Origin of the sequence: Pseudozobellia sp. WGM2, assembly GCF_017810075.1 — a bacterium.
Classification (GTDB): Bacteria; Bacteroidota; Bacteroidia; order Flavobacteriales; family Flavobacteriaceae; genus JADNYK01.
The window spans coordinates 1-18,117 of record NZ_JADNYK010000003.1 but is presented as its reverse complement, the minus strand read 5'-3'; the positions used below and the strand labels follow the sequence as shown (position 1 = coordinate 18,117).

Here is an 18,117-nt window from a genome sequence, read left to right as displayed (position 1 = left end):
TTAATGGTTCATCATTGCTTCTAAAGCTGTGGTGGCAATATTCCAATAGTAGTGAAGCTGGGGTAAGTTATCTATCGCTTTCTGAGATAACCATAAAAGATGTTTTCTACCGTCATTCGGGTCTTGCTCAGATTGCAAGTACCCATTTTTCTTCATTTTCTTTACCAGTTTGATAACCCCAGGGTGGCTAATCTGTAGTGAATCGGCTATTTCTGTAGTAGATAGTTTCTCTTCTTTTTCAAGAAGTACAAATATCATATGCCAATTGCGTTCAGTATCAATATCGAATTCTTTATAGAATTGTTACGTTTGCATAACTACTTATGGCATTTTATTAAATACATAGGTTGGTCTTCTTCAATTTCTAACACTTCGTAAAGACCGACTTGGTCAAACTCGGCATTAACGGATTCTTGGTCATAAAAAAATAACTGTAGGCCATCAAAAATTTCAAAACGATCTTTGCCAAGAGGCGAACCTTTCCCATAAGTCTTAGCTTCTTTGGTAATTGCTGTAAATACCATAATGCCACCGCTCTTCAACTGATTATAACAATCTCGAATCAGTTTCTTCCGTTCTTTTTGATTTAGCAAATGAATCAGTGCAAAACAATAAATGCCGTCATATTTGTCGGTTTCAACAGGCATGTTGGTGACCGAACCGTGGTGTACCGTCATTGCATCTCCGAAATGCTTATGGTAAAGCTCAATAGCCGTTCGAGAGATTTCAATTCCCGTAACTTCGATACCGTTATCTTGAAAAACTTGAGCATTTCTCCCATACCCGAAACCGGGTACCAGTATGTTTTTTATTCCTTTTGCTAGAAACAGGTCTTTTGTTAGGATTGCAGAATTTGCGGGCTTCATACCCCACATTTCTTGTTTCTCTTTAAAATTGTCTTCCCAGAATTCGGCCATGACTTAATTCATTTAATACAAATTTTGTCTTCTAAAACCTCACATTGAAACCCACTCTTTTGGACTAAGGAAATGATTTTCTCAGGGTAAATGGTTGCCGATTTAACTCTTAGAATGGTGTGACCACAAGGGAAGGGCATGTTGGTTTCGTTCAAATCATAACTTACCTTCAAATTCGGAAAGTGAATACCAAGTGACTTCAAAACGCTTTTGATTTCACATTCATCTTTAATATCGGTGATAAATACCTCAATCATATAACTGATATTGGAAATTGTTCTTCTGCTAGTTCTTTATTGACCATGGCTCCGGCTACGAGTCCGCTATTCACAGCGGTAGCTACAGAGCGTAGCCTGGTGGTGCTATCTCCGCAGGCATAAATTCCTTTGACCGTTGTTTTTTGAAATTGGTCAACGTTCAAGTAGCCCATTTCATCAAGTTCACAACCGAGGGTTATGGGCACATCGCAATGTTGCTTGAAGGGTATACCCGCATACAGGGCATCAAGTTTGATGGAACTACCATCTATAAAAATCACTCGTTCTATATGGCCATCTTTATGTTGGATCTCATCGACCGGTATCTCGATAATTTGTATGCTATTATGTGCAAGAGCTTCCACTTGTTCGATACTATAATCATTTTTTCCCGATGTGAGCAGGGTAAGGTGGTCTGTTAGGTTATGCACTAAAGATGCCAAGTGATAACCATGTTCACTAGGTGCCATAATAGCAGTTTTTTTATGCTTGAATTCATAGCCGTGGCAATAGGGGCAATGAATGACCGAAATTCCCCAGCATTCAGCGAAGCCCTTGATATTCGGCATCAGGTCCTTGACTCCCGTTGCAAAAATCAACTTTTTAGCTTGGTACTCCTTACCTGATGAGGTGGTAATGAAGAAATTATCTTCTACATTGTGACCGCTTACGACCCGATCTTCGGTAAATTGTATGCTATCGTACTGCAAGACTTGTGCTTTGGCCTTTTCGGCTATTTCTGCAGGTGGTACTCCATCTTGGGTGATAAAGTTATGTGAATATGGCGTCTGCCGATTACAGGGCTGTCCACTGTCGATTATCAGTACCTTGCGCAAAGAACGGCCAAGGGCCATGGCAGCGGAAAGACCGGAATAACTTCCTCCGACAATGATTACATCAAAACAATAGGGTGTTGTCATACGATTGGGCTTAGAAGGTTGAACTTGCACAAATGTATTAAAAATATTATTATTGCAAACTAGTCGCAATAAAATAGCGAAACTATCGCATTAATATGGAGCGTAGAAACACACAGACTAAGGAGGCGGTATTAGAAGTCTTGTCCCAATCGGGTAAGGCTCTGAGCAGAGAGGCCATTGAAAAGAAAATCACGACAGGTATTAATCGGGCTACGGTATATCGTGTGTTGAACCGGTTTTGTGAAGATGGGGTGTTGCATAAGGTAGTTGCCGATAACGGAAAGCAGTACTTTGCCATTTGTACCAATTGTGAAGATAAGGTATTGGCCGGTCATCATTTTCATTTTCGTTGTTTGAGTTGTGAGACCATCGAATGTTTGCCGGTACCTGTTGATTTTTCGCCCCCTGAAGGCTATCAGGTCAGTGGCCTTAATTGTATGGTGACGGGTACCTGTAGCGATTGTACGGTTTAGCTTATGAAAGAGAATGAAAAGGCCAATAAAAGAATAAAGAAGCCATGGCCTACCAAAGCGGCTATGGAGCAAGTGTATAAAAAAAATCTTTGGGGCGGAAAGCCTGATACCTATTATTCTGGGGAGGGCTCACACCGACCTGAACTCGTGCAACCCTATATTGATGCGGTAACCACTTTTTTAAATTCTTTTCAGGAACGGATTTCAGTTTGTGATTTGGGTTGTGGTGATTTTAATGTGGGAAAAGATTTGGTAACGCATGCACAAAGCTATGTAGCCATGGATATTGTACCGGAACTTATAGCATATAACCAAGAAAAATTCAAGGCCGATAATTTAGAATTTCAATGCTTGGATATCGCTGCAGATGAATTGCCCATTGCCGATTGTGTGCTACTTCGGCAAGTACTGCAACATTTATCGAATGCAGAGGTGCAGCTTGTGGTCGATAAACTCCCCAATTATAAATATTTGATTCTTACCGAACATCTACCGGTTGGAGATTTTCTACCTAACAAAGATATTATTTCGGGACAAGGAATACGCCTTAAAAAGCAGAGCGGACTAGACCTCTTGGCACCTCCATTTAATTTGCGAATAAAAGAAAAAAAGGAATTGTTATCTGTGGATTTAGAGAAAGGAAAAGGGAGGATTGTGACACTCTTATATGTGTTTCGTTGATATTGCATAATTTATCGGTATGACTGCGAAAGACAATAGTATGATCAATGTTTTTAGAGCTTAGAGGTGGCAAATAACTTCTGAAAACGTTCTGGCAATTTATCTTTTAAATACACTTCTTTATGAGTAAAAGGGTGGGTGAACTTTATAGAAAAAGCATGAAGATATAGGCCTTTGCCCATTAAAATTAAATCTTCTTGTCCGTATGTTTTATCGCCCAATATAGGGTTGCCAATAGTTGAAAGGTGTTTGCGCAGCTGATGTCTTCTACCTGTTCTAGGGTCTAACTTCACCAAGTTAAGTCGGTCGAATCGTTCGGAGGGTACAGAATCGACAACAGTGTAATTCGAATGCGATGGTTTACCGTCAATATCGGAAGTGACTTGGCCATTATGCTGCATTTCTCCAATAGTAACCGCAAAATAGGTCTTTTCAATCGCTTTTGCTTCGAACAAGCGGTTCAGGGCACGAATACTACTACTTGTTTTTCCGATTAACAAGATACCTGTGGTGGCGTAATCTAACCGATGTACAGGTTGTGGTATGGTGGCATCGGGCAAATTACTGGGCTGTAGGTTTTGAGGCAGGGCATGGGCGATGGTTTTAAAACTATTGCCACTGACCAAAATTCCCGCCGGCTTATGGATTGCTGTCAAATGTTCATCTTCGAATAATACCTGTAATGGGAATACCAATTTTTTAGAAGACCGTACCTTTTCCGGTATGCATAACTGTATACGTTCACCACCCTTTATCAGGGTTGCAGTCGTTGCGATAGCGTCGTTGACCGTGATGTATTTTTTCTTCAGTACTTTTTTTAGGGCCGACTTGGTTATGGCGCCATTAAAAATACCTACACCATATTCTTGTAACCGAATCGGTTCGACAATATCAGGTACGGTATGGGTTTCGGTGGTCTCGATAGTATATTTTACTTCTTCTGGGCCACGAAACGAATCACTGAGCCTTCCCCATTATGGTACAAGCCTTCTTGAAGTTCAACCACTTTTTCTTCGGCTTCGATAATCTCGTAGTCGGCAAAATCTGTTCGTAATTCTCCCAAAGAAAATAAACTCTCAAGATTACCTGGTCCGCCAACGCTTGGGTTTTTGGTTTTGTAGGCTAAATGGTTTTTGCCAAACGCCTCGAAGATGACGATTCCGCCACTGCGTAAATAGCTACTTAACATTTTATGGTATTGCGACTTGATTTCCGACGGAAAATGGGCATAGACCAAGGCAATGGCGTCGAATTGATTTTCACTGTATTTTAAATGGGGTAGTTGGCCCACTTGGTACTCAATGGTTACATCATTTTCCTCGGCAAGTTTTAGCGCTTTTTTTCTTCCTTCGGCGCTAATGTCAAAGGCAGATACCTGCCAACCCAAATTTGCGGCAAATACCGCATTACGCCCTTCGCCTTCTGCGGCAAAGAGTATTTTGCCCGGTTCGAGTTTTTCTAATTGTTCTTTGAAATACACATTGGGCTCAAGGCCGAAAGCATATTCTGGGGCACTGTATCTATCATCCCATCTCTTTTGCCACGGGTCTACCATAGTCTTTTAATTAAAGTTTACGTCAAGTTCTAAATTAAATCTTCATCGGCGTTTGGGGAACGGACCGAAGTGAGGAGCTTTTAAAAATAAGATTTTTTGTTGAAAGAAAAGTATTTTTTGGGTTAAGAGGGAGGGAGGTACTTGTTAAGAATTATAGGTAATGTATGAAGAACGAATGCAGTACTGAAATAATAAGGTTTAGGGAAAGAAGGGCTACAATATTAAAACCGTAAAGTTGAGATTTACCGATTTTCAATTAATTACCCCAAAATCATTCCGGCAATGGTAGCGGAAAGAAGGGAAGCGATAGAACCGCCCAATACGGCTTTCATTCCGAATTCGGAAAGGGTTTTGCGTTGGCCGGGAGCCAAAGAGCCAATGCCACCGATTTGAATGCCAATGGAAGCAAAGTTGGCAAAACCACACAACATATAGGTCGCCATGATTACCGATTTATTGTAAGAGAGATTGGCACCTTGGGTCAAATCTTTTAACTCGGCCAATTGAATATAGCCGACAAATTCACTGGCGGCCAGTTTTATTCCGAGCAATTGGCCCATCAACATCACGTCTTCATTCGCAACCCCGATCAACCACATTAGGGGTGCAAAAACAGTACCTAAAATAGCTTCGAGCGAGAATTCGCTATAGGCCGTATTTTCGGCCATCCATTGGTTGAAGTTGGTCAAATCTCCTGCATAGCCTAGAATACCATTGATCATGGCAATAAGTGCTACAAATACCAATAACATTGCACCTACATTAACGGCCAATTTAAGACCCTCGGTCGTTCCGTTGGCGATGGCGTCGAGCATATTCGAACCTATTTTTTCGGTAGAAACCTCGATGTCGGTGTTTACGACTTCCGTCTGTGGATGCAGAATTTTTGAAATAACAATGGCACCGGGTGCTGCCATAACCGAAGCTGCCAATAAATGTTTCGCAAAAACGAGCTGTAGAGCTTCATCCTCCCCCCCTAAAAATCCGATATATGCGGCAAGTACGGCACCGGCAACGGTGGCCATCCCCCCAATCATCACCAATAAAATTTCTGATCGGTTCATTTTTTCCAAATAAGCCTTGATCAACAATGGGGCTTCGGTCTGACCCAAGAAAATATTTCCGGCTACCGAAAGACTCTCCGGACCCGAAATACCCAAACTCTTTGAAAGCAACCAGGCCAATCCGCGAACGACCTTTTGAATCACTCCCAAATAGAATAGAAGGGAGGTCAGTGCCGAGAAGAAAATAATGGTCGGCAATACCTGAAAGGCAAAAATATAACCAAAGGTATTGGTGTCGACCACAAGCCCTTCAAAGAGAAATTTACTACCCGCCCGGGTAAAGCCTAAAATACTGATGAAAACGGCACCAATAGCTTCGAATGCCATTTGTACCCATGTAACTTTTAATACGCCGACAGCAATCAATAGTTGTAATGAAAGCCCGATGCCTACGGTTTTCCAGTTGATGGCCTTGCGATTTGAACTGAATAGAAATGCAATAAGAATGAGCACGGCCATGCCCAGCATGCCCCGCCAAAAACTATTGATGCTAAATCCGCCATTGGGCACTATATCTGCCGTATTTTCTCGAACATCGTTATACGTAACGGAGTCTACAATGTCTACAGCTAAAGAATCTTGGGCCAGAGAAGGGAAAAAGGTACACAAGGCAAGCAGAAGGATCCAAAGTTTGGTATTCATATAGTCGCCTGCGTATTTAGTGGTTCGTATTGATTAGTTACGTTTCGAAATTTCGTCACGCAGTTTGGCCGCCTTCTCATAGTCTTCATTGGCTACAGCCTTATCAAGTTCTTTGTTGAGTTCGTCTACGGTAAGTTCGGTATAACCATCAGTGGCACCGGTTTCAATCTCAACGGTTTCGCCTTCTTGAAGAATTTCATCGACCACGATACTTTCGTCGGTTTCTTCTTTGTCGGTGTCTTTAGATGAGAATTTCAGGTAGATACCTGCCTTGTCCAAAATGGTTTTGTAGGTGAAGATGGGGGCATCAAAACGCAATGCCAATGCAATGGCATCACTAGTACGCGCATCGATAATTTCTTCGATCTTGTCACGCTCACAGATGATACTGGAATAAAAAACACCGTCTACCAGTTTGTGAATAATCACTTGCTTGATGACGATGTCGAAGCGGTCGGAAAAATTTTTAAAAAGGTCATGGGTCAATGGGCGAGGGGGTTTAATCTCCTTTTCCAAAGCAATGGCGATGGACTGTGCCTCGAATGCACCGATGACGATAGGCAACTTGCGATCACCGTCTACCTCATTCAAAATGAGGGCGTAAGCACCGTTTTGCGTTTGACTGTATGAAATTCCCTTTATTTTTAACCTGACTAAGCTCATAGAATTTTAAAAATACAAAAAGGCTGTTTAAATATGGGCATACCCGAAATTTAAACAGCCCTTTAGAGGGCGCAAATTAACAAAAATTAAGCGTTTTGGGCTTTAAATTCTTTTAATTTTTCGACCAGCTGCGGTACTACTTCAAAGGCATCTCCTACAATACCATAATCGGCCGCTTTGAAAAACGGTGCCTCGGCATCGTTATTGATCACCACTTTCGTTTTACTGGCACTAACACCTGCCAAGTGTTGAATGGCTCCTGAAATACCAACGGCAATGTATAAATTGGCCGCTACCGGCTTACCTGTCTGGCCTACGTGCTCGCCATGTGGCCTCCAGCCCATATCGGAAACAGGCTTCGAGCAAGCGGTGGCCGCACCTAAAACTTCGGCCAGCTCTTCGATCATTCCCCAATTTTCAGGTCCTTTAAGTCCGCGACCTCCAGAAACTACGATTTCCGCATCGGCAATGGTTACTTTACCGGCCACTTTATCGACTTCGACAGATTTTACCGCAAAATCGGTATCATCTAATGATGGACTAAAATCTTCGACTGCGACATCTGCGTTATTTTCGACGATTCCGAAGGCATTATTAGAAACCCCAACGATTTTATTATCGGTAGTAATTTCTGTATGGGCAAACCCTTTATTACTGAAAGCGGTGCGCTTAACAGTAAATGGAGTCGTATTACTAGGTGCTTCTACTACGTTAGGGGCATAGCCAGCCTTTAACTTACCAGCCAAGATAGGAGCCAAATATTTGCTGTTCGCACTAGAACTGACGATAACAACATTTGCTTCTTCTTTATTTGCAGCTTCTGCAATTGCTTTGGCATACGCCTCGGCGTTAAAAGTTTGTAACTGATTGCTGGTCACGTTCAATACTTTTGAAATACCGTAAGTGCCCAAATCATTATTGGCATCTGCATTGAAAGAAATGGCAACCGCTGAGGTGCCCAGTTGCTCTGCAACCGCTTTGGCATATGAGGCCACTTCGAAAGCGTTCTTTTTAAACTTTCCGTTTTCTGATTCTGTATATACGAGAACTGACATTTTTTATTATTTAAATTTTCAAATTGAGTTAAAGTCGAAAAATCACTCTAGATAACCTTGGCTTCATTGTGAAGCAATGCTATCAATTCGTCGGCAGAATCGACAAGTTTTACGGTGCCTTTCGGGGCAGGTTTTTCGAACTTATTGTCGACCGTAGCTTTAACCGCACCAATGGGCTCCACTACATTCAGAGCTTTTTTACGGGCCATCATGATGCCCCTCATGTTCGGTATTTTAAGGTCGCTTTCTTCAACCAATCCTTTTTGGCCGCCAATGACCAATGGCAATTGGGTCTGCACTTTTTCTTTGCCCCCATCTATTTCACGCATAGCAGTAGCGGTATCACCTTCAACTTCGAGATTGATACAAGTGTTAATAAAGTTCATGCCTGTGAGGGTGGCCAAAATACCGGGCACCATACCACCGTTGTAATCGATAGATTCTCTTCCGGCAATAACTAAATCGTACGCACCATCCTTAACAACACTAGCCAATTGTTCCGCTACGAAGAAACCGTCGGTAGGTACTGCGTTGATACGAATGCCCTCGTCTGCGCCAATAGCCAGAGCTTTTCTCATCGTAGGTTCTACCGATGCATCGCCAACTGTGGCAATGTGCACCGTAGCACCTTGTTTCTCTTTGAACCACATGGCACGGGTAAGACCGAACTCATCGTTAGGGTTGATGACGAACTGCACACCATTGGTGTCAAATTTAGTATCCCCGTCGGTAAAATTGATTTTTGACGTGGTATCGGGAACATTACTTATACAAACTAATATTTTCATCTATACTACTCTTTTAAATTGACCTTACGAAGATAAGTATTCTTTTACTAAAATACTATGCATGCATAGTATTTTTTTGTTTCTTTTTTGGGGTCTAGGGTAAATGAATTGATATATATTTTCCTATTTTTGCTTGCCATTTTAGCTAATTAATAAAAAGACACATCACATAGCATATGAAGACGTTACAATTTAGGCAAGCCATTGCTGAGGCCATGACCGAAGAAATGAGAAGAGACGAGTCCGTTTACCTTATGGGAGAAGAAGTGGCTGAATATAATGGTGCTTACAAGGCCTCTAAGGGTATGCTCGATGAATTCGGTGCAAAACGTGTAATCGATACTCCGATCGCTGAGCTCGGTTTTGCAGGTATCGGTGTGGGTTCTACTATGACAGGTAACCGCCCGATCATTGAATTCATGACCTTCAACTTTGCTTTGGTAGGTATCGATCAGATTATTAATAATGCCGCGAAGATCCGTCAGATGTCCGGTGGTCAGTTTCCGTGCCCTATTGTTTTTCGTGGGCCGACCGCATCTGCAGGTCAATTGGCCGCGACGCACTCCCAAGCTTTTGAAAGCTGGTATGCGAATTGCCCGGGGCTAAAAGTCGTAGTGCCCTCTAACCCGGCAGATGCCAAAGGTCTGTTGAAATCTGCAATTCGTGATGACGACCCGGTTATTTTTATGGAGTCGGAACAGATGTACGGTGATAAGGGTGAAGTGCCAGAAGGTGAATACACCATTCCATTGGGGGTAGCCGATATTCGTAGAGAGGGTAGCGATGTAACCATTGTCTCCTTCGGAAAAATTATAAAAGAAGCTGTTAAGGCTGCCGATGAATTGGAAAAAGAGGGTGTTAGCTGCGAGATTATAGATTTACGCACCGTAAAACCAATGGATTACGATGCAATACTCAAATCGGTTAAGAAAACGAACAGATTGGTCATTCTTGAAGAAGCTTGGCCTTTCGGTAACGTAGCCACTGAGATTACTTTTCACGTACAAGCGAATGCATTCGATTATTTAGACGCACCTATTCAAAAAATAAACACGGCAGATACACCGGCACCATATTCGCCGGTATTGTTGGCCGAATGGTTGCCCAATCACGAAGATGTTATAAACGCTGTTAAGAAAGTGTTATATAAATAAGGTATACCGAATTGTAAAAGTACTTTTGCTTCGTCTACCATGGGTCGGCGAAGCTTTTTTTATGGTATACTATTTGCTTGCACCAATGCGAGAACCAATATTTAATGAAGAACTTTCTCTTTCCCTTCCTTTTTCTTTTTGCTTACATGGTCTGTGCGCAGAGCAAGGTGAGCGGTATCGTTACCGATGAATTTGATAATCCGGTGGCCTTTGCCAATATTATTTTTAAAAATTCATACGAAGGCACCATCACCAATGATAATGGGCGTTTTTATATGGAATCAGAAACGACCCACGACACCTTGGTGATTTCTTTTATAGGATATGAAGATTTAGAAATACCCTTGGACGTAAAGGTGAATTACGATATGAAGGTGCAGTTGAAGGAGTCTTCTGAACAGCTCAATGAAGTAATCATCTTCGCCGGAAAACAATCGAAAAAGAATAATCCGGCAGTTGAAATTTTAAAGAAGATTTGGGCTAAAAAAAGGGAAAACGGACTACGGAAATTCAAACAATACGCCTACGACAAATACGAAAAGGTCGAATTTGATTTGAATACCATCGACAGTGCCTTGATGAAACGTAAAATTTTCAAAGGTCTCGAATTTGTTTTTCAAGATTTGGACACCTCACGTATCACCGGAAAAACCTATCTGCCTATTTTCTTAAATGAAAACTTTTCAAAAATTTACGGTGATAACCTTTTAGGTGAAGAAAAAGAAGATGTGCTTGGTAACAAAAATTCGGGCTTCGACAACAATCAGGCAATAATCAGTTTTGTGGCCGATCTTTATCAAGATTATGATATCTATGACAACTATTTGAAGTTTTTTGATAAGAGTTTTACGAGTCCGCTTTCTAGAACCGGTGTCGATACCTACAATTATGCATTGCGCGATAGTGCCTATGTCGACAATAAGTGGTGCTACAACATTGTTTATTACCCACGTCGTAAAAACGAATTGACTTTTAAGGGAGACTTTTGGGTGAACGACACTACCTACGCCATCAAGAATATTAATCTTGAAGTCACAAAAAGCGCGAACATCAACTGGGTAAAAGAAATCTACATTGAACAAGATTTCGAAGTCGTCAATGACAGTGTTTTTCTACTAAAGCGCGATTATATGATGAGCGATTTCAGCTTTAGTAAAAAAGAGAAATCTCGTGGAGTATACGGTAAACGAACCACGGTCTATGACAATTATGTCTTTGATGAAAAGAAACAAAGAGATTTTTACAAAACGGAAAGCAACCCTTATGATCCCATCGTACAGAATCGCGATAGCGCTTTTTGGACGAACAATAGGCTGGAAGACCTAAATAAAGATGAAAAGGGAATTTATCAGCTTTTAGATACTTTAAAGACCGTACCCAAGTTTAAATCTTATTACAATCTGGTCAGTATATTGGGGTCGGGTTATGTAGAAATTGACAAGTGGAACATGGATATTGGTTCGGTCTATGACCTCTTTGGGTACAATCAGGCTGAAGGCCCCCGTGTTCGATTAGGCGCCCGTACCTATTTTGGCGAAAATGACCTGTGGCGATTAGAAGGGTATACGGCCTACGGTTTTACCGATCATAAAATGAAGTATGGTGCTTCGGGCAAGATTTTGCTCGATCAAAAATCGCGACTTATCGTTTCGGGAGGTAACCGGCGCGATATTGAACAATTGGGTGTAAGCCTAACTGCCACCAACGATGTTTTGGGGCGTAGTATCGCTTCGTCTTCTTTAGTTACAGTAGGTGCGAACAATCGGCTGACAAATATCAATCTTAGCAAGCTCGGTTTTGAGATGGAGCCGGTAACCAACCTGCGCGTCGGGGTAGGGGCGACCTTTCGTACCTTGAGTTCTGCATTACCTGATGAGTTTAGCCTAGACTATATCGACCTCGAACAACCTTCGGGCTTGGCGTCGACCATTCGGCAATTTGATTTTAATGCTTTGTTGATTTATACCCCAGGCAAGCGAACCATCGGTTATGGGGTTGAAAGAAGGGTGATCAATGATAATTACAGTACCCTGCTGCTGAATTATACAAAAGGTACCGAAGGGGTATTAGATAGTGATTTTGATTATAGCAAGTTGCAGTTTTCATATAGCCAACCATGGCAAATAGGTGGTTTTGGTAGGCTTTTCAGTACCTTGGAAATAGGTAAGACCTTTGGCGAGGTTCCCCTGGGGCTATTGAACGTAATACCCGGTAATCAGACCTTCTTTTCTAATTACGGTACTTTTCCGAATCTCGACTTTTATGAATTCGTTACCGATACCTACATGGCTCTGCATCTGCAGCATAATTTTAACGGGAGGCTATTTTCGAGAATTCCGCTATTGAGAAAGTTGAATTTAAGAGAGGTAGTCGGTCTCCGTGGGGTTTGGGGGCAGCTTTCCGATGAAAATATTGCCTTAAGTGCCCCTGCTTCGATCAATACCCCTTTGCAGGCTCCATCAGATAAGATTTACTACGAATATTCGTTTGGTGTCGGTAATATCTTTAAGGTGCTGCGTATCGATTTTAATTTTAGAGGTAATTATCTAGACGCACCCGATGCCCGGCCGTTCAGTATAACAGGTACTTTTGGTTTTGATTTTTGATTTTATATAAAAATCATAATATTTCCGTTTGAATTTCTACAGTTTTAGTGACATTATCGCCTGATTTCTAAGGTATATTTAATAAATCTCTTTTTATTTTAAAAGCCTTGGATTTGTTGCGTAAAAAGCCTTGTTTTTTTACATAGGGCACACATCCTACCTACCATTTTTCGTAACTTCGCCGCTTTATATAAAACCACAAAAATGGGAAAGAAGACGAATTTAACTTTTGATGTTCTAATAGAAATTCCGAAAGGGAGCCGAAATAAATACGAGTACGATTTTGCATTGCACAAAATCCGTTTTGACCGAATGCTTTTTTCTTCAATGATGTACCCTGGTGATTATGGTTTCATTCCAGAAACTTTGGCACTTGATAAAGATCCTCTAGATGTTTTGGTTATGGGTACAGAGCCCACTTATCCCATGGTGGTGATGGAGGTTAAACCTATTGGTGTCTTTCATATGACCGATGAAAAAGGTCCTGATGAAAAAATTATCTGTGTACCGGTGTCGGATCCGATATGGAGTAATAACAATGATATTAGTGATTTGAATCCGCATAGATTAAAAGAAATTGAACACTTCTTTCAAGTATACAAAGATTTGGAAGAGAAGAAAGTTGATACCGGTGGATGGGGCAATGCCGAAGAAGCGGTAAAAATTTATCATGAATGTGTTCAGCGGTATGAAGAAAGTGATCTGAAAAAGAAACGTACTTTTACGATATAGTCAACAATCGACTTAAAATATAGCCTTATTATTGATATAATAGGGCTTTTTTTATTTAATTCTATTTTACTACATTAGGTGCCGTTAAAAAAACCTTAAATCAGTTAGAATGGAATTTATCGTAAAGTTTCTGCCGGCATTCGGTGTTCTGGCCTTGCTCTATGTAGCTTGGAAAAATGCTTGGGTAGGCAAGCAAGAAGTAGGTGATGATAAAATGGCGCGAATTGCCAAAAACATTGCTGATGGTGCTATGTCTTTTCTAAAGGCCGAGTATAAAATCTTATCCATTTTTGTGGTGGCTGTAGCCGTATTGCTATTCTTTAAGGGCAGTAGTGAAGAAGGTTCGAACGGCATGGTGGCGGTATCATTTATTGTGGGTGCCATTTGCTCTGCTTTAGCTGGTTTTATCGGAATGAAGGTAGCTACCAAAGCGAATGTAAGAACCACCCAAGCAGCAAAAACTTCGTTAGGTAGAGCCCTTGAAGTTGCCTTTGCTGGTGGAGCCGTAATGGGTCTTGGCGTTGTTGGTTTGGGTGTTTTAGGCCTTAGCGGACTTTTTATAATTTATCAATCTATATGGCCCGGAGCCGATAACTTAGGGTTGGTATTAAATGTTCTTTCCGGCTTTTCTTTAGGTGCGTCTTCAATTGCACTTTTCGCCCGTGTTGGGGGAGGTATTTATACGAAGGCCGCCGATGTGGGCGCCGATTTGGTGGGTAAGGTCGAAGCGGGAATTCCTGAGGACCACCCATTGAACCCTGCCACTATTGCCGATAATGTTGGGGATAATGTGGGTGATGTTGCCGGTATGGGCGCTGACTTGTTCGAATCATATGTAGGTTCTATTATCGGTACAATGGTTTTGGGTGCATTTATAATCACTCCTGATTTTGCAGGTCTTGGTGCTGTTTATCTTCCGTTGGTATTGGCTGCGGTCGGTATTTTGATGTCTATTATCGGAACCTTTTTTGTAAAAGTAAAAGATGGTGGAAATCCGCAAACGGCATTGAACATTGGTGAATTTGGGTCTGCCGGTCTTATGGTAGTGGCCTCTTGGTTTATTATTCACGCCTTGATTCCTGAAAGCGTTGAAGGCTTACCTGCCGGTGCAAATGGAATTTTCTTTGCCACCTTGGCCGGACTTGTTGCCGGTTTGGGGGTTGGTAAGATTACCGAATACTATACGGGAACAGGCACCAAACCTGTAAACTCTATTGTTGAACAGTCAGAAACAGGCGCTGCTACAAATATTATTGCAGGTTTGGGCGTAGGTATGATGTCTACTATGATTCCTATTCTATTTATTGCGGCCGCTATTTTGGTTTCGCACCATTTTGCCGGACTCTACGGTATCGCCATAGCCGCAGTGGGTATGTTGGCCAATACGGGAATTCAGTTGGCCGTTGATGCTTATGGGCCTATTTCCGATAATGCCGGTGGTATAGCTGAAATGGCTGAATTAGACCCTGAAGTACGTGAACGCACCGATAAATTAGATGCTGTAGGTAATACGACTGCCGCTATCGGTAAAGGTTTTGCGATTGCTTCAGCGGCTCTAACCGCCTTGGCATTGTTCTCGGCCTTTATGAAAGTGGCAAACGTAACATCGATCGATGTTTCTAAACCTACAGTAATGGCCGGTCTACTTGTTGGTGCAATGTTACCCTTCGTATTCTCTGCACTTTCAATGAACGCGGTCGGTCGTGCGGCCATGGCAATGATCGAAGAGGTACGACGACAGTTTAGAGATATTCCGCAATTAAAAGCAGCTCTAGAAGTTATGAGGGCGGTCGATTCAGATATGTCGAAAGCCACTGCGGATCAACGTGCGATATTTGATGCTGCGGATGGATATGCCGAATACGATAAGTGCGTCGATATTTCAACAAAGGCCTCGATAAAAGAAATGGTTTTACCGGGTCTTTTGGCAATAGCCGTTCCCGTAGCTGTAGGGTTTATTGGAGGTGCTGAAATGTTAGGTGGCTTGCTTGCCGGTGTTACTTCTGCAGGTGTGCTGATGGCCATCTTTCAATCCAACGCCGGTGGTGCTTGGGATAATGCCAAAAAAATGATTGAATCTGATGGGCGTAAGGGTTCCGATGCCCATAAAGCTGCAGTGGTAGGTGATACCGTTGGCGATCCATTTAAAGATACTTCTGGACCTTCTTTGAATATTCTGTTGAAGTTAATGTCGGTAGTAGCTTTGGTCATCGCACCAAGTATTGCAATGAATGCTACCGGTATGGCCGATACCGATGTCAAGAAAGAGATCAAGGTAGAAATGACAGCTGATATAGAAGATTTAGCGGAGGCTACCATCGCTTATACCACCGTAATCAACGGTAAAAAAGTGGTTGAGGAGAAAACCTTTAAAGGAACTACCGAAGAAGTGAAAAAGCAACTTCAAGAGTTTGAAGATAAAACGAATGAATCTAAGGGTTCAGATGATGAAATCAACATAGAAAGAATTGATGTTCGCAAGTGAACATTCTCAACTTGAATGCCAAAAAATGCTGCCAATGTGCAGCATTTTTTATGACTTGAATATTTAAGAGATTACGGATGTTCACAGAGTAAATGCTCCTATATTTTTTGGGAAATATGAGCGGTACAAACTGTAAAAAATAGCAACGAAAACCGTATGAGTAGTGGATAGAATTGACATTATAGATTAGAACAGGAGATGAAAAAAAGCCTAATCCAAATTCTTCTTACTGAAAAGAAATAGATGCTCAGTTTCTTTTTGATTACGTTTTATGCAATGATGCTTCGGGTAACCATAGGCCTATACCCACTCTTTAGGTATGATTGTGAACATAGTTTTTTAATCCGTTTTCATTGCTTTTTAGTCCAATACTGGGTTCTGCCGAAAAGAGAAACGCCAAGGTAACCTCGTATTTTTAATTTGTTATTACCTACCAACTCTAAATAGCAGTTATAGGTTTTTCCATTTTCAGGGTCTAAAATCGTACCACCATTATATTCGCTATCATCTTTTTTTAGGTTCTCAATAATTACGAGACCAATAATGGGTTGACCCTTTTTTTCTCCATTACAAGATTCGCAAATAGCGTTTTTTTCACTTACATAGCTATCAACAATTTTGGCGAAATAGAGGTTGTTTATTTTGTAGATTTCTACAACTGCCTTTTTTTTGTTGGTCTTATCATCAAAAGTTTGCCATTGTCCGAGTATTGATTGTCCGTAGCTAACAAAACTTAAGGTAGTTGCACAAAATAAGGTGCATAAGAATCTCATAGTCGTGATGTTTTTTAATTGTCAGATTTAACTTTGTTAGAAGATTGTCTCAAAATACGTAGAGTTAGTATTAGAAATAGTAAAGAAAGAACTTCGAAAAATACCCTTGACCTGTAGCCTTCCCTAAAAATGTAGCCTTCCCTAAAAATGTAGCCTTACCCTTTTTAGGACATCGCTAAATTCATAAAATTATCATTAATGTTGTTCGTTTCGGGGAAGAATTCTTCCCCGAAACGGTTCTTGTATTCCCTGGGCGGCATATCCCCGATGGATGAATGGGGGTGCCTTGTATTGTAATCCTCCATCCATTTTTGGGTCAGCGTCCTGACTTGGTGCAGGTCGTTGAACCAATAGGCATCGAGCACATCTTCCCTGTAGAACCTGTTGAGTCGTTCCATATATCCGTTCTGCATGGGCTTGCCGGGCTGGATGAACTGCAGCTCCACCCGTTTGCCCTTGCACCATTGCGATAGGGCCTTGGATATGAACTCCGGACCGTTGTCGCAGCTATGGTCTTGGGCAGACCTATTTCTTCCCCCAATTGTGATAAGGTCTCCACCACCTTTATCGCCGGATAGTTAAGTCCCACGTCCATGGCCAGTGCCTCCCGGTTGCAATCGTCCATGACATTGAACACCCTTATCTTCCTTCCATCGGACAGTACATCGGCCATAAAATCCATGCTCCATGTGTCATTGAGATTGGTCGGTGCCTCCAATGGGTTCTTGACCCTTGCGGGGAGCCTCTTCTTGTGCTTCCTCCTTAGTTTTAGGTTCATGGCCCTGTAGACCCTCAACACCCGTTTCCTGTTCCAGTTGCGGCCTTCGCGACGCAAACGCTTGTAATACACCTCGAATCCCCTTGTCGGCAGCTCTTCGGCGAGCCTGGAAAGGGCGTCGATCACCTCGGTGTCGTCCCTTTTACTATGGTAGTACCACATCGACCGGGCAAGGTCCAGTACCCCACAGGAACGCGATACACATACCGAATAGGCCTCTTGGAGATATTTGGCGCGCTGCTTCTTGTCGGAAGGCCCTAGAACTTTTTTGACAGTACGTCCTTGAGCATACGGATGTCAAGACTGGCATCGGCGTACATCTGCTTGAGCTTGCGGTTCTCCTCCTCGAGTTCCTTCAAGCGCTTCATATGGGCCACTTCCATCCCCCCGTACTTCTTCCTCCAATAATAAAAAGTGCTGGCGTCAATGCCCATCTCACGGGATATATCACCCACCTTGCGGCCCTGTTCGTTCTCTTTCAGTGCCTTGATGATCTGGCTCTCGGTAAACTTGCTTTTTTTCATGTGACAGTTAAAATTTAAAGTTAGAAAATCTGAATTTTAAACTGTCCTAT

The 18,117-nt window shown here is 42.0% G+C and carries 17 protein-coding genes and 1 pseudogene; 6 read left to right on the top strand and 12 right to left on the bottom strand.

The features are described from left to right. From IV512_RS07065 to IV512_RS07050, 4 genes are read right to left on the bottom strand one after another with little or no spacing between them, the layout of a single operon-like run. The gene (locus tag IV512_RS07065) at positions 1–258 is read right to left on the bottom strand and encodes a MarR family transcriptional regulator (protein WP_209401946.1); all 258 of its coding nucleotides are present in this window, start codon (positions 256–258) and stop codon (positions 1–3) included. Positions 259–317: 59 nt separating this feature from the next. Next, a complete protein-coding gene (locus IV512_RS07060) occupies positions 318–917 on the bottom strand; it encodes a bifunctional 2-polyprenyl-6-hydroxyphenol methylase/3-demethylubiquinol 3-O-methyltransferase UbiG (RefSeq protein ID WP_209401944.1) in 600 nt (199 codons plus the stop codon). A gap of 8 nt (positions 918–925) precedes the next feature. Next, the gene (locus tag IV512_RS07055; protein ID WP_209401942.1) at positions 926–1,174 is read right to left on the bottom strand and encodes a hypothetical protein; all 249 of its coding nucleotides are present in this window, start codon (positions 1,172–1,174) and stop codon (positions 926–928) included. After that, positions 1,171–2,094, bottom strand: a complete 924-nt coding sequence (locus IV512_RS07050) for an NAD(P)/FAD-dependent oxidoreductase (protein ID WP_209401940.1) — start codon at positions 2,092–2,094, stop codon at positions 1,171–1,173. The genes IV512_RS07055 and IV512_RS07050 overlap by 4 nt, the downstream gene beginning before the upstream one ends. A gap of 95 nt (positions 2,095–2,189) precedes the next feature. On the opposite strand from IV512_RS07050, the gene IV512_RS07045 reads away from it, so the two are divergent. Together IV512_RS07045 and IV512_RS07040 are read left to right on the top strand one after the other, a co-directional pair. After that, positions 2,190–2,567 (top strand): Fur family transcriptional regulator, encoded by a 378-nt coding sequence (locus tag IV512_RS07045; RefSeq protein ID WP_209401938.1) that lies wholly within the window; start codon positions 2,190–2,192, stop codon positions 2,565–2,567. Positions 2,568–2,570: 3 nt separating this feature from the next. After that, positions 2,571–3,248 carry a class I SAM-dependent methyltransferase gene (locus tag IV512_RS07040; protein WP_209401936.1) on the top strand — a complete coding sequence of 226 codons (678 nt, stop codon included), beginning with the start codon at positions 2,571–2,573 and terminating at the stop codon, positions 3,246–3,248. Positions 3,249–3,301: 53 nt separating this feature from the next. Here the strand turns inward: IV512_RS07040 and IV512_RS07035 are convergent, their stop codons facing one another. The 6 genes from IV512_RS07035 to IV512_RS07010 all read right to left on the bottom strand — a co-directional run bounded on the left by IV512_RS07035 (position 3,302) and on the right by IV512_RS07010 (position 9,015). Next, positions 3,302–3,904, bottom strand: coding sequence for an RluA family pseudouridine synthase (locus IV512_RS07035; RefSeq protein ID WP_371743271.1), 603 nt, complete (start codon positions 3,902–3,904; stop codon positions 3,302–3,304). Positions 3,905–4,179: 275 nt separating this feature from the next. Beyond that, positions 4,180–4,803: a bifunctional 2-polyprenyl-6-hydroxyphenol methylase/3-demethylubiquinol 3-O-methyltransferase UbiG gene (locus IV512_RS07030; protein WP_100871063.1), complete on the bottom strand. Its 624-nt coding sequence runs from the start codon at positions 4,801–4,803 to the stop codon at positions 4,180–4,182. A gap of 260 nt (positions 4,804–5,063) precedes the next feature. Continuing rightward, a complete protein-coding gene (locus IV512_RS07025; RefSeq protein WP_209401934.1) occupies positions 5,064–6,509 on the bottom strand; it encodes a NupC/NupG family nucleoside CNT transporter in 1,446 nt (481 codons plus the stop codon). Positions 6,510–6,542: 33 nt separating this feature from the next. Continuing rightward, entirely contained in the window at positions 6,543–7,172 is a 630-nt protein-coding gene (locus tag IV512_RS07020) for a bifunctional nuclease family protein (RefSeq protein WP_100871065.1), read from the bottom strand. 86 nt (positions 7,173–7,258) lie between these two features. Next, on the bottom strand, positions 7,259–8,227 hold the full coding sequence (locus tag IV512_RS07015; protein ID WP_209401932.1) for an electron transfer flavoprotein subunit alpha/FixB family protein: 969 nt from the start codon (positions 8,225–8,227) through the stop codon (positions 7,259–7,261). 47 nt (positions 8,228–8,274) lie between these two features. Further along, positions 8,275–9,015 carry an electron transfer flavoprotein subunit beta/FixA family protein gene (locus IV512_RS07010; RefSeq protein ID WP_209401930.1) on the bottom strand — a complete coding sequence of 247 codons (741 nt, stop codon included), beginning with the start codon at positions 9,013–9,015 and terminating at the stop codon, positions 8,275–8,277. A 176-nt stretch (positions 9,016–9,191) separates the two neighbouring features. On the opposite strand from IV512_RS07010, the gene IV512_RS07005 reads away from it, so the two are divergent. From IV512_RS07005 to IV512_RS06990, 4 genes are all read left to right on the top strand, one after another. Next, a complete protein-coding gene (locus IV512_RS07005) occupies positions 9,192–10,169 on the top strand; it encodes a pyruvate dehydrogenase complex E1 component subunit beta (protein ID WP_209401928.1) in 978 nt (325 codons plus the stop codon). 104 nt (positions 10,170–10,273) lie between these two features. Continuing rightward, positions 10,274–12,775, top strand: a complete 2,502-nt coding sequence (locus tag IV512_RS07000) for a DUF5686 family protein (RefSeq protein ID WP_209401926.1) — start codon at positions 10,274–10,276, stop codon at positions 12,773–12,775. Positions 12,776–12,979: 204 nt separating this feature from the next. After that, positions 12,980–13,507, top strand: a complete 528-nt coding sequence (locus IV512_RS06995) for an inorganic diphosphatase (RefSeq protein WP_209401924.1) — start codon at positions 12,980–12,982, stop codon at positions 13,505–13,507. Between the two features lie 109 nt (positions 13,508–13,616). Next, positions 13,617–15,992, top strand: a complete 2,376-nt coding sequence (locus tag IV512_RS06990; protein ID WP_209401922.1) for a sodium-translocating pyrophosphatase — start codon at positions 13,617–13,619, stop codon at positions 15,990–15,992. Between the two features lie 350 nt (positions 15,993–16,342). Here the strand turns inward: IV512_RS06990 and IV512_RS06985 are convergent, their stop codons facing one another. Continuing rightward, complete coding sequence (locus IV512_RS06985) at positions 16,343–16,765, bottom strand: DUF2147 domain-containing protein (protein WP_209401920.1); 423 nt, start codon at positions 16,763–16,765, stop codon at positions 16,343–16,345. A gap of 164 nt (positions 16,766–16,929) precedes the next feature. Further along, positions 16,930–18,067: pseudogene (locus tag IV512_RS06980) on the bottom strand (IS3 family transposase). Positions 18,068–18,117 lie beyond the last annotated feature (50 nt).

What these genes read in the sequence shown, in the direction of transcription:
- IV512_RS07030 (WP_100871063.1), bottom strand. Translation starts at nt 4,803, where the DNA reads ATGGTAGACCCGTGGCAAAAGAGATGGGATGATAGATACAGTGCCCCA.
- IV512_RS07015 (WP_209401932.1), bottom strand. Translation starts at nt 8,227, where the DNA reads ATGTCAGTTCTCGTATATACAGAATCAGAAAACGGAAAGTTTAAAAAG.
- IV512_RS07055 (WP_209401942.1), bottom strand. Translation starts at nt 1,174, where the DNA reads ATGATTGAGGTATTTATCACCGATATTAAAGATGAATGTGAAATCAAA.
- IV512_RS07045 (WP_209401938.1), top strand. Translation starts at nt 2,190, where the DNA reads ATGGAGCGTAGAAACACACAGACTAAGGAGGCGGTATTAGAAGTCTTG.
- IV512_RS07005 (WP_209401928.1), top strand. Translation starts at nt 9,192, where the DNA reads ATGAAGACGTTACAATTTAGGCAAGCCATTGCTGAGGCCATGACCGAA.
- IV512_RS07020 (WP_100871065.1), bottom strand. Translation starts at nt 7,172, where the DNA reads ATGAGCTTAGTCAGGTTAAAAATAAAGGGAATTTCATACAGTCAAACG.
- IV512_RS06985 (WP_209401920.1), bottom strand. Translation starts at nt 16,765, where the DNA reads ATGAGATTCTTATGCACCTTATTTTGTGCAACTACCTTAAGTTTTGTT.
- IV512_RS07050 (WP_209401940.1), bottom strand. Translation starts at nt 2,094, where the DNA reads ATGACAACACCCTATTGTTTTGATGTAATCATTGTCGGAGGAAGTTAT.
- IV512_RS07010 (WP_209401930.1), bottom strand. Translation starts at nt 9,015, where the DNA reads ATGAAAATATTAGTTTGTATAAGTAATGTTCCCGATACCACGTCAAAA.
- IV512_RS07025 (WP_209401934.1), bottom strand. Translation starts at nt 6,509, where the DNA reads ATGAATACCAAACTTTGGATCCTTCTGCTTGCCTTGTGTACCTTTTTC.
- IV512_RS07060 (WP_209401944.1), bottom strand. Translation starts at nt 917, where the DNA reads ATGGCCGAATTCTGGGAAGACAATTTTAAAGAGAAACAAGAAATGTGG.
- IV512_RS06990 (WP_209401922.1), top strand. Translation starts at nt 13,617, where the DNA reads ATGGAATTTATCGTAAAGTTTCTGCCGGCATTCGGTGTTCTGGCCTTG.
- IV512_RS07040 (WP_209401936.1), top strand. Translation starts at nt 2,571, where the DNA reads ATGAAAGAGAATGAAAAGGCCAATAAAAGAATAAAGAAGCCATGGCCT.
- IV512_RS07065 (WP_209401946.1), bottom strand. Translation starts at nt 258, where the DNA reads ATGATATTTGTACTTCTTGAAAAAGAAGAGAAACTATCTACTACAGAA.
- IV512_RS07000 (WP_209401926.1), top strand. Translation starts at nt 10,274, where the DNA reads ATGAAGAACTTTCTCTTTCCCTTCCTTTTTCTTTTTGCTTACATGGTC.
- IV512_RS06995 (WP_209401924.1), top strand. Translation starts at nt 12,980, where the DNA reads ATGGGAAAGAAGACGAATTTAACTTTTGATGTTCTAATAGAAATTCCG.